Origin of the sequence: Marisediminitalea alba (assembly GCF_002993365.1) — a bacterium.
Lineage (GTDB): Bacteria > Pseudomonadota > Gammaproteobacteria > Enterobacterales > Alteromonadaceae > Alteromonas > Alteromonas alba.
In genome coordinates, this window is record NZ_PVNP01000170.1 from 18359 (window position 1) to 31607 (window position 13249).

A 13249-nucleotide genomic window follows, 5' to 3' on the forward strand; every position below is an offset into this window, starting at 1 on the left:
CCATTCAGGAACTAGTAAAGTAAAAGGAATTTTATGCTTCGATACAGCAAATTGATAGCTGCTATTTTCATTTCAGCCACCCTTACAGGCTGTAACAGTGACTCCGATACGACTCTGGAAGAGCTGAATAAACATCGGCAAATTTGGGAAAGTCACAACATCTCAGACTACGAAATTCAATTTACCCATACCTGTAATTGCCTGGATGAAGTAACGGCACCTCGAATAGCGCTGGTTGAAAATAATGAGGTGGTTTCGCAGGTTGCAACCCATTTTGAGCCATCCATATCCATTGGCACTGAAGGTTTTGGTGTGGATAGCAACAACAATAAAGCGTTAAGGCCAGAGCTCGTATCGGTCTGGACAGTAGATGCATTATTCGACCTGATCGCGTTATAAGAAAGTCGCGCTGATTTTCTGGAAGTTGAGTACACCTCAGAGCTCGGTTACCCCACCTTCATAAGGGTCGACCGCAATGAACAAGTTGCAGATGGCGAATATACGATCACAGTAGACGTTGTCATCCCGGCAGATCAGTTAAGCTGTAGTGCGTGGGTAGTAGACAACTCGCTGAAGTTAACCATTGTCGATGAAGACTCATACGCCCCAATTGGCTGTGGAACAGCGGTAACCGTATCAGATGAAGCAGGCTTCACTGAGACGTTTGTTAAAGACGCCTCTTCATGTGAAGACGATGAAAAAATTGCCATGCTCGGCGACCGCAACGGCTTTTATCAACTGACCATTGAAAAAGCCGGTTACGATACGTTAGTTATCGAAGACTTTGGCATCTGCAGAGGCATGTGTGGCACCAGAACACGGGATCAATATTTTACATTGAGTCCACAATAGGGCTTTATAATTCTAAGCCCAATGGTTTTATCCCTGTTCAAAAGGGGATAACGCCAAAACACGCGCCCTCGCTAGCGAAAATAACAGTAAATTACGACTTTGTTTTTGGCCTTTTAATGTGACAATAAGTACCTGTCAGAGACGCCCGATTTAAATAGCCTGCGTTCAAATACCAGCCCGAGAATCCCCATAATAAACAGTACGACACCGCCCATCCCGAACAAGCCATTAACCGGGCGGGTTACCACTACCGGCTCCTGAAAACGATAGAAACGGCTGCCGCCTGATACCGGGTTAAGAAACTTCTTCCCGGCATAAGCAGGCAGTAAAAGAATATCTACGCTTTCACGAGCAATCATCTCCCGTTGCTTTTGTTCAAAGGCGTCACGACTATCTTCTGTTAACCTTCGCCACGCAACAAAAACATCTTCGGGCTCACCAGCCAGTACTACCCCTTCCGACATGTACTCATACATGGTTTCGGGGAATACGCTTTTAGAAAAATTGACATACAGACAGCCACACCCGACGGCTATTAAAGCGATACAGGTAATGACATAACGTTTTACCTGATTCATTCCGCTTCGTTTACACTGTTGGTAGTACTGCTCAATCTGTCCGATTTGTAACAATTTTGCATCGAGTCCCTCAGCCATTAAAGGCTGCAGAAGTTGCCCCGTCGAAATATCAAATGCAGTCAGAATGCCGGCAAAAATATCTTTTGACGGCAACGCTTTGTCATTCTCCAGTTTCGACAGATAAGACTGCTCTATGCCTATTTTATCTGCCAGTTCCGGCTGGCTGAGTTCAAACTCCTGCCGTAATTGCTTAATGCGATGTCCTAATGTCATAAACGGATCCCTTGGTTAATAATTCGCACATAGTCTTAGCCAGTCTTTCAGGAATAACGAGTGGAATAAAGCGGAATATAGCTGAATATTATCACTTTTACCGGAAGTTAGATTGGGTTAGCCAGGCTGTTCAGGAGGTCCCGGATAAGTGCTGTGCACTCTCCGCGACGACGATGTTGAGTACAAATACCCTGTCATCCCTGCACTAAAAACAACTGTCATCCCGAAGATCAAAATATTCGTCATCCCCGCAGGCTTTTGGGCGGGGATCTCCTTGCCTGTTCTCGTGGAAGTAAAACAACCGCTGCAAAAGGGCCAATACATCCCACACGTCATCCCCGAATTTGCGGAGCAAATATCGGGGACCCCCTTGCCTGTTGTCGTTGGGTTTAAATGACCTTTACCGAAAAGGCCGTTTAAAATGAGTCAGACTTTTGAGGAGATACCGGCTCGGAGGCCGGTATGACAAAATGAGCAAGGTTGTTTTGGGTTAGACAACCTTTTCAGGGGGTCCCGGATATGCGCTGCGCGTATTCCGGGACAGGGGATTTCTAAGGTCTGAATAAGCACGCCAGCGTGCTTATTCAAGACCGAGGAATCCACCTGTCTGGTGAGCCCATAACTTGGCGTAGATGCCGCCTTTTTCCAGTAGTTCCTGGTGAGTGCCCTGTTCTACAATTTCACCATTATCGAGCACCAGTAAGCGGTCCATCTGTGCAATGGTGGATAAACGGTGGGCGATAGCCAGTACGGTTTTATTTTCCATTACCTTGTTCAAACATTCCTGGATGGCTGACTCCACTTCGGAGTCCAACGCTGAGGTAGCTTCATCGAGGATGAGTACCGGTGCATCCTTAAGCAGTACACGGGCGATTGCGATTCGCTGGCGTTGGCCGCCGGAGAGTTTTACGCCACGCTCGCCAACCTGGGCATCAAACCCTGTGCGGCCATCTTTGTCGGATAATTGCTGGATAAACTCAAAGGCTTCAGCTTGTTCAGCCGCTTCAATCATTGCAGCGTCATCGGCATCGTTACGGCCATAGATAATGTTATCACGCACTGAGCGGTGCATAAGAGAGGTATCCTGTGTCACCATGCTGATTTGTGCGCGTAGGGATTCCTGATCAACCTGACTGATATCCTGCCCATCAATCAGTATTTGCCCATCAGTGGTATCGTAAAAGCGCAGGAGCAAATTCACCAAAGTTGATTTACCCGCGCCGGAGCGCCCGACCAGGCCGACCTTTTCGCCAGGTTTAATATCTAAGTCGAGATTTTTAAATACCGGCACCGGCTTATCGTTGGCGCCGGGATAGCTGAAACTCATATTCTTAAAGTGAATTTGCCCGCCACTCACGTTTAGCGCCGGAGCCTTGTCTACATTTTTCACTGCAATAGGCTGAGCCAGCGTATTGATACCATCCTGTACGGTACCGAGATTTTCAAATAATGACGCTACTTCCCACATCACCCAGTGCGACATGCCGTTTAAGCGCAGGCATAAGCTCACCGCCAGCGCAATTTCACCGGGCGTGACGATTTGCTGTAACCACAAATAGACCGACAACGCGCCCACACTGAAAATCAGCAATGCATTACTTAGCTCTACGCAGAACTCGAGGATCGTCACCAGGCGCATTTGCGGATACACAGTATGCAGGAATTTATCCATGCTCTCCTGAGCATAACTGGCTTCGCGCTGGCTGTGAGAGAACAGTTTTACCGTAGAAATGTTGGTGTAACTGTCTACAATTCTGCCGGTCATTAACGAGCGGGCATCGGCCTGATACTGTGACACCTGCTTTAACTTAGGCACCAGTACCCGCAATATGCCGATATACACGCCCAGCCACACAACCAGTGGTAACGCCAGACGCCAGTCGGCGGTAAAAATCAGCACCACCATGGAGATAAAATAAACGCCGATATACACCATCAAATCGAGCAGTTTCATTACCGTTTCGCGCACCGACAGCGCAGTTTGCATAACCTTGGTAGCTACCCGGCCGGCAAATTCGTTGTGGAAGAAAGACAAACTCTGGCCAAGCAGATACCGGTGGGCCTGCCAGCGAATTCGCATGGGGTAGTTACCCAAAAGCGACTGGCGGGAAAACAGTGAGCGCAACAGAATAAAGCCGGGGATTAGCACCACCACTACAATACCCATCAGAATAAGTGTGTTACTTTCCTGCTCTACAAAGGTGGCGCGATCTCTTTCGGCAAACCAGTCCACCAGTTTGCCCATAAAACCAAATAATGTAACTTCGAGTATCGCTACAATAGCGCTGAGCAGTGAAACCGTGAGCAATACCGCCCACATACCCTTGGTATAATGCTTACAAAAAGCCACCATTGTGGTCGGTGGCTGTGTGGGAGGTTCGGCTGGAAACGGGTTGGTTAATCGCTCAAAAAAAGAAAACATCAGGCCTTTTGCTTATTGTCAGGTGTCACTGAACCCCAGTTTGCTGAGGATAGCTTCGACATTGTCATGGTGTTTGGCTTGCCATTCATCCAGAGTCATACTGCTGTCTTTGTCGGCGCGTTTTTTAGCTATATCAAAGGCTTCGGCAGCAGAGGCTTGTGGGACGACGGCAATACCCTCTTCGTCGGCGACAATGATATCACCGGGATGCACTGTCACACCACCACAGTTAACCGGTTGATTGAGTGGGTCGACGCATTTCTTCGCACCGGGTTTGGGGACCACGCCGCGGGCAAACACCGGAAAACCCATCTCCCGAACTTCGGCTAAATCCCTGATCACACCATCTACCACGAAACCGGCTATGCCCCGCCGTTGAGCAATCGCACATACGTTACCACCAGATACCGCAAACTGATCGTCAGCTTCCACCACAATAATGTCACCCGGGTTAGCCCGGTAAATGGCCGCATGTAGCATCAGGTGATCACCCGGCTGGCATTTTACGGTAAACGCAGGGCCCGAAATTTTAGGCACCGGTTGCCACAGTGAATGAATGGCATAATCCATAAATTGCTCGCGCGGCAGTGCGTCGGCATATTCGCATGTTGAGACAGATGAAAAATCGATGGTCATTACGTTCTCCCTGATTACATAACAGCTTAAAGAATCACCACTATAACAACCCTGCTCCGATTGAGGAGTAGATAGCGTGTATTTTCATTATCACTGCCTGTGTTATTTTGGTGCTAAACGAACAATTAACCAACCACCTCATGACTCTGCCCGATTACCACCTGTTGGCCGCGCTGCTTTATTCAGCCTTGTTACTACTGTGTACCGGCTCAGCAAAGGCCGCTATCCGCTTCGGCGTACCAGTGGCGGCCGTGTGGTTATCGCTAAGTTTTGCCGGTAGCCTGCTGTTTGCATTGCAGGCCTCAGCCTATATCGGCCTTACTTACTTGCTTCATCAACAACGCCTGTCAGGGCGGTGGCCGAAGATAATAGCCTGGGTACTGTGGAGCGTTTTTAGCGTTGGGATACTCACTCACCTGCTGCCGGGTTACCAGGGATTGCTATTAACCGATAATACCCAGGTAAAAGCCAATAGCCTGGCGGCCAGCGTTTACCTGAATACCGATAAGGTTCTTATCGCCTGGGCACTATTGCAATGGGTACCGGTATGGCAAAAAAAATCCCGCACAGCCCCGCAAGTCTCAGCATGGGTGAAGCTAATCTTACCATTGCTGGCAATACCGTTAATTATGTTGTTGGCTGTTCAGCTTGGCTTACTGCAATGGCAACCGGGGTTTTCCGGATTGCTGGTAATCATCATCTTATCTAACCTGCTTAATACCTGTTTTGCCGAAGAGCTATTGTTCCGTGGTACGCTGCAACATTACCTGAATAAAACACTGGGGATGTTAGGCGGGCTGATTATTGCCAGTGGCCTGTTTGGCCTGGCGCACTTCGCCGGGGGCGGTTGGTATATGCTGTTAGCAACATTAGCCGGACTGCTGTATGGCCTGGTGTATCTGCTAACCGGCCGGTTGCTGTGGGCGGTACTTTGCCACTGGGGACTCAATACCACCCACTTGATGCTGTTTACCTGGCCTGTGGTGCAGGCCGGATAGTCATCCCTGTTTATTAAGGACGGACAGCGGTAACTTCAATTTCTACAAGGTAGTTAGGGTTGGCCAGGCCAGCCACCTGAAACGCCGAACGAGAAGGCAGATTAGGCTGTTCATCAGTACCGAAAAACTGCTTATAGCCACGCATAAAACCGGCGAAGTCCATTTTACCTTCCATCGCCGGATCGCCCACTAAAAACACCTGCATCTTCATTACATCACCCATGGTCAGATCCAGGCTTTTCAGGTTTTCCTCAATGCGGTTGAGCACGCTGACAGTTTGCATTTCGGTATCGCCATAGGCTTCCATACTGCCCTTTGGCGCATCCGGGTTGCTGACCCCAGGCACTGAACCACTTAAAAAGACAATGGTACTGGTAGCCGGTACTTCCGAAGCGCGCAGGATAGGGAAGTCAGAACCAATCAAACCATGGCGAATCACCGTTTCTTTGGCCGGCGAAGTGGCTTCTGCGTCGTTACATCCAGTAGTGGCAAATACTGCACTTAGCAGCAGTGGAGCAAGGAATAATTTTTTCATGTTGTGTTCCTATATTTTGGTTAGTGTTTATCGTTGTGCAATGGTTTTAACGTCGTCGGCGTCGACCACGTCGGTAAAGTGATTACCAAAATGGCTACGGGTGTAATTCACCACCTCGGCAATTTGTTCATCAGACAGGTATTGCTTGAGCGGCGGCATACCGCCCATGCCGTTGCTGACCATATAAATCACATAAGCACCGGCGGCCAGCTTGGGGTTTTTGGCTAATGCCGGATACATCCCGGCACCTTGTGCGCCTTCCGCATTGGTCATATGACAGCCCTGACAAATGGCATGATAAAGGGCTTCGCCGGTGACTTCCTCGAAGTTAGCGCCTTCGGAGAACCCGGCATCATCAGTAGCATGTAAGCATGTGCTTACCAACAACATAGAGCCTGATATTATAATCTTTAAAGTTTGATTCATGAGTGCGTCCTCAAATTATTAAGCCATCGTACTCAGGGCTTTCTGGTGAAGTCGTTTAATCGCGTCGTGGGCCGATGAGATTGCGCCCTCCTGCCAGGCAGGTAAGTTAGAGGCGTGCTCTCCGGCGAGCACCAGACGGCCGTCAACCTGACAAAGATTCTCATAATGTTCTGCGCGCTTTTCTTCCGTCCACAGGCCATAGCACCCCTGAGTCCAGGGCACTCGGTGCCAGCCCACGGAGATACCGTTGTCAAATTCCTCGGCATACTGCGGATGAATTTGCTTACCGTATTCCACCGCCTTTTTCACCCGCTCCTGGGGTGGTAGGGAAGTGAACTCAAAGGCATTAGCTCCCCATACATAGGCACCAAGCAGTACGCCTTTGCCCTTGTCGCAAAATTTTGTGCTGGGGTAGCTGATATTGGTTATTGGCAGGTTGGTGTAGCTCACGCCACCATAAATGGCTTCATCCTGCTCCCAGAAACGGCGCTTAAATTCCAGGCCTACTTTTACTGAAGCGGCATAGGGTAAAGAGCGAATGGCCGCTTGCATACCACTGCTGGTCTGCACCGGGATCTGGCTAAGGATGGATAAAGGAATGGTGCACACACACCAGTCTGCCTGAGCGGTTTTTGCGATGCCCTGCTGTTGGTAATTTACCGTTACACCAGTGTCACTTTGGTCAATTTTGGTTACTTTAGCATTGTACTCAATCAGGTCGCCCACGCGCTTTTCAAAAGCTTTGGCGATATTGTCCATGCCACCAACGGGCTGAAAAATGCTGCTTTGGAATTCAATATCCTGACCGTTAACAATGTATTTCCACAGTTCAGACTGAATCAATGCGCTCTGGTCAAACAGCTCGCTTGGCTCTGGCTTGGGTGACAAACCGCCGCCTGGCGAAATGGCAAAGCCGCGTCTTAAACTTACCTCATAAGACTTCTTATAATCGCCCTTATTTGTTAAAGCACCCCAGTGACGCAGCGATTCAAAGAGTTTCTCCCGGTCTTCCAGAGTAAGGGCATCATCCAGCGCGTTTTGATTTAACGCTTTACCCAGCAGTTCTGCGGCATAACCCTGATAATCGGCCTGTACTTCGCGATAACGCTGAGGCTTGCCACCAAAAGCCTTGGTAGAGTGCACCAGGGCGTTATAGTTAACCTGAATAAATGGTTCGATGGCGATATTGAATTCGTTGATATAAGACATCACATGATGGTGATGATAAGGCACTCGCCAGGGGCCAGGATTAATGTAGTTGCCCTCGGCGAATTGACATTGCTGAGTCTCGCCACCCAATTCGGTATAGGTATCGCCGCCACGCAACGTCCAGCAACGCCCGCCCGGGCATTAAATTCAAGCACTTTTACTTTGTAGCCAGCCTTTCTTAATTCATAGGCCGAAGTCATACCGGCCAGTCCTGCACCCAGCACCAACACTGTGGTGCCTTTTTTTGCACCGCCCAGTTTTAATTTATCCGGGTGTGATGACTCTGCCGCAAACCCCAGGGAAGTCATAGCCTGATACATGGCACTGGCACCCGCCGTTTTACCTATCCAGCCCAGTAATGCCCGGCGGCTCATAGTGTGATTATTCAACGAAAAAAACCCTAAAAACTAATGGATGCGCATACGGATGCACCGCCGGTGCCAGCTTGTTCACAGACAGGGCTAAACTTATAAAATATACGATTAACTACTGACAATAGACGATTGGGTGAACTTTACGCACAAATTGGGCACAAATAATTCAGTGGTTAACCTTTGATGGCCCAATACGATGCAAAGCAATGCACCTATTATGAGCATGGTTATTCATCTTCCCGGTGGGAGTAACAACATATTCCTTTACACTTATTCACACATAAGGGGTAGAACCACTGATGTCATGGGTTAAGCTATGGCCACTAAACCTAACACTTCACATAAAAAGGAACTTAACTGGCGTCCGATGATGGAAAAAGTATACCGCGGCCGCTTTCCCGACTACGACAATAATAAATCAGCCGCCCTCGCTGCTCGCTCGGTAATAAATTGGCTGGACGAACTGCCCGACACACCGGTTTTATTGCTCCATTGCAGCGAAGATAAGCGGGTTAATCCGGAGCAATCCCGTACACTGGCTGCCGCCCTTGACCAGGTGAAACATAAAAACAAACTGGTTATCTATGAAGGCGACAATCATGGCCTGGTTAAAAACCGTCAGGCCATGGAGCAGGAAGTGATTGCCTGGCTCGATGAGTATATGAAGTAAAATTAACTATGTTCGGCGGTCAGTGCTTTAAGGGCCGCTATCGCCCGCTTGGCATCGACCTGCGGTACAAAAATATGATCGTGATAAAAAGCGGCGATTACGTTTGAGCTAATCCCCTGTTCGGTGAGTGCCTTAGACATTGCCGCGGTTAACCCTACCGCTTCCAGGCTGGAGTGGATTTCGCAGGTAATGCAATTAAAGACCGTCTCATAAGCAAAGCCTTCGGCGTCGGCCACTGACTGCAACAATACCAGGGTAACGCCCTCTTTTTCACGGAACATCACCTTAGGATCGAGTCTCACAAACACTTCCGGGTCCAGTACCAGGATGCTGACAAACACCCAGGATTCTGGCTGTAGTACCGGATTAAGCCCACCAAGCAGCGTATTTAAATCTGTTTCACCTGTCATAACTACCCCTTACAGTTTAAACGCTCTAACCCGTTTACCTTTAATCTTACCTTCCCGAAATAGCTTTAATGCGCGTTTTACGCTGCGCCGTTTTACGGCCACAAAACTTTCGTTGGCCTGCACTTTAATTTTACCAATGTCCTCACCGGGCACATCCGCATCTTTGGTGAGTGCGCCCAGAATATCCCCGGGGCGCAATTTCGCTTTCTTACCTTCATTCAGATTCAGGCAAACAAACTCCGGCTCAATAATCCGATTGGCATGGAAACGCAGACTCTGCGCGCCTTTCTTTTTTAAATCCTGTTTGGTGTGAATTTCGATCGCCGCCAGGGCCGCGCCTTCACTTTCACTCATCAGAGTGAACGCCATGCCCGGTTGCTGTGCCCGGCCAGCGCGGCCAATACGATGAATATGTGCATCAGGGTTTTCACTGACTTCATAGTTCACCACACAGTCTACGCCGGCGATATCCAGACCACGAGCCGCAACGTCTGTGGCCACCAGCACATTTAAGCAGTCACTGGCAAAGCGCATCAGCACCCGGTTACGGTCTACCTGCTCCATATCACCCTGAATTGCCGCCACCACAAAGCCTTCCTGGGCCAGCATATCGGCAACTTCCTGGGTGGTTCGTTTGGTTCGGCAGAACACCATAGCACTGTTGGGCTGCTCAGTGGTAAGTAATGCTTTTAAGGCATTAAACCGCTGCCCTTCTTCCACCGTGTATACCAGCTCACTCACGTTAGCACGCTGCTCAGAATCCACTTTAATCGATTCCGGGTCGCGTAAATAGGCCTGCGCCAAAGCAGTAGTTGCCTCGGTAAAGGTGGCTGAAAAGAACAAGGTTTGAACCGGCCCGCGTAAGCCGGCAAAAATCACCGCAAGGTCGTCGGTAAAGCCCATATCCAACATGCGGTCGGCTTCGTCGAACACACGCACTTTTAAATGCTTAAGCGTGATGCGTTTTTTCTGGACATGGTCCACAACCCGCCCTGGAGTGCCTACAATGATGTGGCAGCCATGTCGTAGCGAGTTAATTTGTGGCCCCATTGGCTGACCACCACACAGCGTCAGCACCTTAGCATTTGGCATATCCTTGGCCAGCACACGACACTGCTCTGCCACCTGCTCAGCTAACTCCCGGGTGGGGCACAGCACGATAGCCTGCATGGCGTTTTTGTTGAAGTTGAGTTGCTGCAAGCAACCTACTGCAAAGGCCAGGGTTTTACCCGATCCCGTCTGAGCCTGGGCTAACACATCCCGTCCGGCCAGAATGGCCGGCATACTCGCCTGCTGCACAGGACGAGGCGCAGTATAGCCTGCACGAGCAATTGCCGAGATTAATTCAGGGCGCAGGTTGTAGTCGCTAAACAGTTCGCTCATAAATAAATTAAGCCAGTTGCCAGTTAAGGGTTTGTCCGGCAAAAAACGGCACCATTTCAGTACCATCGGCCAGGGTAACCAGCTCCGGTACCTGCCAGCTTTCTTTCACCAGGGTAATAGTGCCTTTGTTGCGCGCCAGTCCGTAAAAATCCGGGCCATTGTTGCTGGCAAAGTCTTCAAACTTGTCCATAGCGCCCAGTTGCTCAAACACTTCGGCATAGAGTTCAATGGCACTCCACGCGCTGTAGCACCCCGCACAGCCACAGGCATTTTCTTTACGATGCTTGGCATGGGGCGCTGAATCGGTGCCTAAAAAGAATTTTTTGGAACCTGCCGCAACCACTTCCCGCAAACGCGCCTGGTGAGTATTACGTTTTAATACTGGTAAACAGTAGTTGTGCGGGCGAACTCCGCCCACCAGCAAATCATTACGATTAAGTAATAAGTGTTGGGGAGTAATGGTCGCACCAACGTTATCACCGTGGGCCAGTACAAAGTCGGCCGCATCGGCCGTGGTGATATGCTCAAAGACCACTTTCAACGCCGGAAAATCCTTAACAATCTTCACCATGTACTCGTCGATAAACACTTTTTCACGGTCGAAGATATCCACATGGGATTCGGTAACTTCACCATGCACCAGCAGCAACATGCCATCTTTCTGCATTTGCTCAAACACCGGATAAAGCGCGTTAATGCCCTTTACCGCCGCATCAGAGTTAGTTGTTGCACCAGCAGGATAGAGTTTACACGCAGTAACCCCGGCCGCTTTGGCTTCGGTAATATCTGCAGGGGTAGTTTCGTTTGTCAGGTACAGCGTCATTAACGGCTCAAACTGACTTCCTTCAGGGCGTGCTGCCAGGATCCGCTCTTTGTAAGCCATAGCGAGCGATGCATTCGTTATCGGCGGCACCAGGTTGGGCATTACAATTGCGCGAGCAAAACAACGGGCCGTTGCCGGCACGGTTTCAGCTAACATTTCATTATCGCGAAAGTGAAGATGCCAGTCATCTGGCTGACGAATAGTGATACTTTGCATGGTCTGATGCCCCCGGAAACTCAGCTAAAGAAAATCCGGCGCAGTATAGCAAGATAATCAGCGAAGTACCTTAAACACTTCCCGATTAGTTAATCCTGGAGTACGTTGCAGTGGTTTCTGCGCTTAATCACTTCCATTTGAATCAACACGGCGCCCCGCATTATCACGCTGGCACCATTTAGTACCAACAACGGCCATGCCTGGTTAAGCGGCATGGTCAGCCCGAAAAGTAATGTGCTGATATCTTTCACCAAAATACTTCTGAACAACCCAAACGATAGCGCGCCGATTTGCTTGTATTTATACAGTAGTAACCATTGGTGATAGGTTCCTTGTATCAATATAAGGGTCACAACGAGCATTAAGCCGTTGGCGCCAAGTTGAGCAAATACAGGAAAAGGCCTGAACGTTATCGATGCAAAGCCTGCAACAAGAGCAACTGTTGCAGCCAATAGCGTTAGCGCTGTTACTTTGTTATGACGCTCCTGCCAGATATGCCACAAAATAAACAGTGTAAGCAGCAGAGCACCGCATCGTGTCCAAACCAGATAATGGTTAAATGGCTCAACTGAAATGCCAAAAATAAAATTGGCATAAAAGGCAAAAAAACTGGACCCGAATTGGTTAAGCGATAAGCTTTGGGTGCCTGAGCCGTTTTGTTTGCGATGCCGGTATATATTGCTAATTTGCGCCCATAACCCTAGAGGCTGTTGATCTTTGAACATTATTTGTTCAGCAGTACATTGGTAGCCACATCATCATGAATGCCAATGCGACTGTACTGCTATAGTTTCGAGCTAGCTTGTCGTATCTTGTTGATATTGCCCGGTACCTTTTTATCCTCAAAAACGCGTTTTCAACAAGATGCCTATATCGATACAGGCACCAGTCCATATCGTCATTACCTAATTTGTTATTTCGTTTGCGTGGAATATTGGCATCTGCTCCACTTTCTTCTACGTAAGCTCTAAAAGCTTCACTGTCATAGCCTTTATCAGCACAAACAATATCGGCTTGTGGGGAGTTTATTATCAGACTTTGTGCATGTACGATGTCGTTCACTTGACCACCGGATAGTTCAAAATAAACGGGCAGGCCACCGCTATCTACCGCAAGGTGAATTTTCGTTGAGTTACCACCTCGACTTTTTCCGATGGCCTCATCTTGTTTACCCGCTGCACCGCTACTATCCTGATGCGCTTTAACTATACTACCATCAAGAAACAACCATTCTGGGTCACCCTCGGAGGCTAAGCTTTCAAATAACTTTTGCAATATGCCTTTCTTCGACCATAAATTAAATCGTCGGTAGACCGTATTCCAGAGACCAAATTCAGATGGCAAATCCCGCCACTGAATGCCGGTACGCATTCGGTAAAGTATGCCCTCCAGGGTATTTCGGTGCTCATATTTGTTATAGACTCTGCCACTCTCCTTTAGCAGT

14 protein-coding genes and 1 pseudogene are annotated in these 13249 nt (G+C 49.0%); 3 read left to right on the plus strand and 12 right to left on the minus strand.

Annotated elements, in window-relative coordinates:
• The first annotated feature begins 33 nt into the window (after window positions 1-33).
• A pseudogene (locus tag C6Y40_RS25260) lies at window positions 34-852 on the plus strand (DUF6174 domain-containing protein).
• Window positions 853-965: 113 nt separating this feature from the next.
• Here C6Y40_RS25260 and C6Y40_RS15300 read toward each other — a convergent pair.
• From C6Y40_RS15300 to C6Y40_RS15315, 3 genes are all read right to left on the minus strand, one after another.
• A complete protein-coding gene (locus C6Y40_RS15300; RefSeq protein ID WP_105935325.1) occupies window positions 966-1703 on the minus strand; it encodes a helix-turn-helix domain-containing protein in 738 nt (245 codons plus the stop codon).
• Between the two features lie 580 nt (window positions 1704-2283).
• Window positions 2284-4125: an ABC transporter ATP-binding protein gene (locus C6Y40_RS15310; protein ID WP_105935327.1), complete on the minus strand. Its 1842-nt coding sequence runs from the start codon at window positions 4123-4125 to the stop codon at window positions 2284-2286.
• 18 nt (window positions 4126-4143) lie between these two features.
• Window positions 4144-4761: an RraA family protein gene (locus C6Y40_RS15315; protein WP_105935328.1), complete on the minus strand. Its 618-nt coding sequence runs from the start codon at window positions 4759-4761 to the stop codon at window positions 4144-4146.
• A gap of 110 nt (window positions 4762-4871) precedes the next feature.
• Between C6Y40_RS15315 and C6Y40_RS15320 the strand changes: the two genes are divergently transcribed.
• On the plus strand, window positions 4872-5759 hold the full coding sequence (locus tag C6Y40_RS15320) for a CPBP family intramembrane glutamic endopeptidase (RefSeq protein ID WP_146129588.1): 888 nt from the start codon (window positions 4872-4874) through the stop codon (window positions 5757-5759).
• A 13-nt stretch (window positions 5760-5772) separates the two neighbouring features.
• On the opposite strand, the gene C6Y40_RS15325 is transcribed toward C6Y40_RS15320, so the two are convergent.
• Genes C6Y40_RS15325 through C6Y40_RS25030 form a run of 4 tightly spaced genes read right to left on the minus strand, consistent with a single transcriptional unit; the run spans window position 5773 to window position 8318 of the window.
• Window positions 5773-6294, minus strand: a complete 522-nt coding sequence (locus tag C6Y40_RS15325; RefSeq protein WP_105935330.1) for a RidA family protein — start codon at window positions 6292-6294, stop codon at window positions 5773-5775.
• A 27-nt stretch (window positions 6295-6321) separates the two neighbouring features.
• Window positions 6322-6720, minus strand: a complete 399-nt coding sequence (locus C6Y40_RS15330) for a c-type cytochrome (protein WP_105935331.1) — start codon at window positions 6718-6720, stop codon at window positions 6322-6324.
• 18 nt (window positions 6721-6738) lie between these two features.
• On the minus strand, window positions 6739-8046 hold the full coding sequence (locus C6Y40_RS15335) for a flavin monoamine oxidase family protein (protein ID WP_205664784.1): 1308 nt from the start codon (window positions 8044-8046) through the stop codon (window positions 6739-6741).
• On the minus strand, window positions 7929-8318 hold the full coding sequence (locus C6Y40_RS25030) for an NAD(P)-binding protein (RefSeq protein WP_240621978.1): 390 nt from the start codon (window positions 8316-8318) through the stop codon (window positions 7929-7931). Before C6Y40_RS25030 ends, C6Y40_RS15335 begins: the two co-directional genes overlap by 118 nt.
• A 301-nt stretch (window positions 8319-8619) precedes the next feature.
• Here C6Y40_RS25030 and C6Y40_RS15340 point away from each other — a divergent pair, with 301 nt between their 5' ends.
• Complete coding sequence (locus C6Y40_RS15340; protein ID WP_105935332.1) at window positions 8620-8973, plus strand: alpha/beta hydrolase family protein; 354 nt, start codon at window positions 8620-8622, stop codon at window positions 8971-8973.
• Between the two features lie 2 nt (window positions 8974-8975).
• On the opposite strand, the gene C6Y40_RS15345 is transcribed toward C6Y40_RS15340, so the two are convergent.
• The 5 genes from C6Y40_RS15345 to C6Y40_RS15365 form a co-directional block, all read right to left on the minus strand.
• Entirely contained in the window at window positions 8976-9383 is a 408-nt protein-coding gene (locus C6Y40_RS15345; RefSeq protein WP_105935333.1) for an ACT domain-containing protein, read from the minus strand.
• 9 nt (window positions 9384-9392) lie between these two features.
• Window positions 9393-10766 (minus strand): ATP-dependent RNA helicase DbpA, encoded by a 1374-nt coding sequence (dbpA, locus tag C6Y40_RS15350; protein ID WP_105935336.1) that lies wholly within the window; start codon window positions 10764-10766, stop codon window positions 9393-9395.
• A gap of 7 nt (window positions 10767-10773) precedes the next feature.
• A complete protein-coding gene (gene pyrC, locus C6Y40_RS15355; protein ID WP_105935334.1) occupies window positions 10774-11805 on the minus strand; it encodes a dihydroorotase in 1032 nt (343 codons plus the stop codon).
• 89 nt (window positions 11806-11894) lie between these two features.
• Window positions 11895-12530: a hypothetical protein gene (locus C6Y40_RS15360; protein WP_105935335.1), complete on the minus strand. Its 636-nt coding sequence runs from the start codon at window positions 12528-12530 to the stop codon at window positions 11895-11897.
• Between the two features lie 7 nt (window positions 12531-12537).
• On the minus strand, window positions 12538-13248 hold the full coding sequence (locus C6Y40_RS15365) for an IS5 family transposase (RefSeq protein ID WP_170308393.1): 711 nt from the start codon (window positions 13246-13248) through the stop codon (window positions 12538-12540).
• Window position 13249 lies beyond the last annotated feature (1 nt).

Coding starts and splice junctions, on each gene's coding strand:
- pyrC (WP_105935334.1), bottom strand. CDS start 11,805: ATGCAAAGTATCACTATTCGTCAGCCAGATGACTGGCATCTTCACTTT.
- C6Y40_RS15360 (WP_105935335.1), bottom strand. CDS start 12,530: ATGTTCAAAGATCAACAGCCTCTAGGGTTATGGGCGCAAATTAGCAAT.
- C6Y40_RS15345 (WP_105935333.1), bottom strand. CDS start 9,383: ATGACAGGTGAAACAGATTTAAATACGCTGCTTGGTGGGCTTAATCCG.
- C6Y40_RS15310 (WP_105935327.1), bottom strand. CDS start 4,125: ATGTTTTCTTTTTTTGAGCGATTAACCAACCCGTTTCCAGCCGAACCT.
- C6Y40_RS15300 (WP_105935325.1), bottom strand. CDS start 1,703: ATGACATTAGGACATCGCATTAAGCAATTACGGCAGGAGTTTGAACTC.
- C6Y40_RS15315 (WP_105935328.1), bottom strand. CDS start 4,761: ATGACCATCGATTTTTCATCTGTCTCAACATGCGAATATGCCGACGCA.
- C6Y40_RS15325 (WP_105935330.1), bottom strand. CDS start 6,294: ATGAAAAAATTATTCCTTGCTCCACTGCTGCTAAGTGCAGTATTTGCC.
- dbpA (WP_105935336.1), bottom strand. CDS start 10,766: ATGAGCGAACTGTTTAGCGACTACAACCTGCGCCCTGAATTAATCTCG.
- C6Y40_RS15330 (WP_105935331.1), bottom strand. CDS start 6,720: ATGAATCAAACTTTAAAGATTATAATATCAGGCTCTATGTTGTTGGTA.
- C6Y40_RS15340 (WP_105935332.1), top strand. CDS start 8,620: ATGGCCACTAAACCTAACACTTCACATAAAAAGGAACTTAACTGGCGT.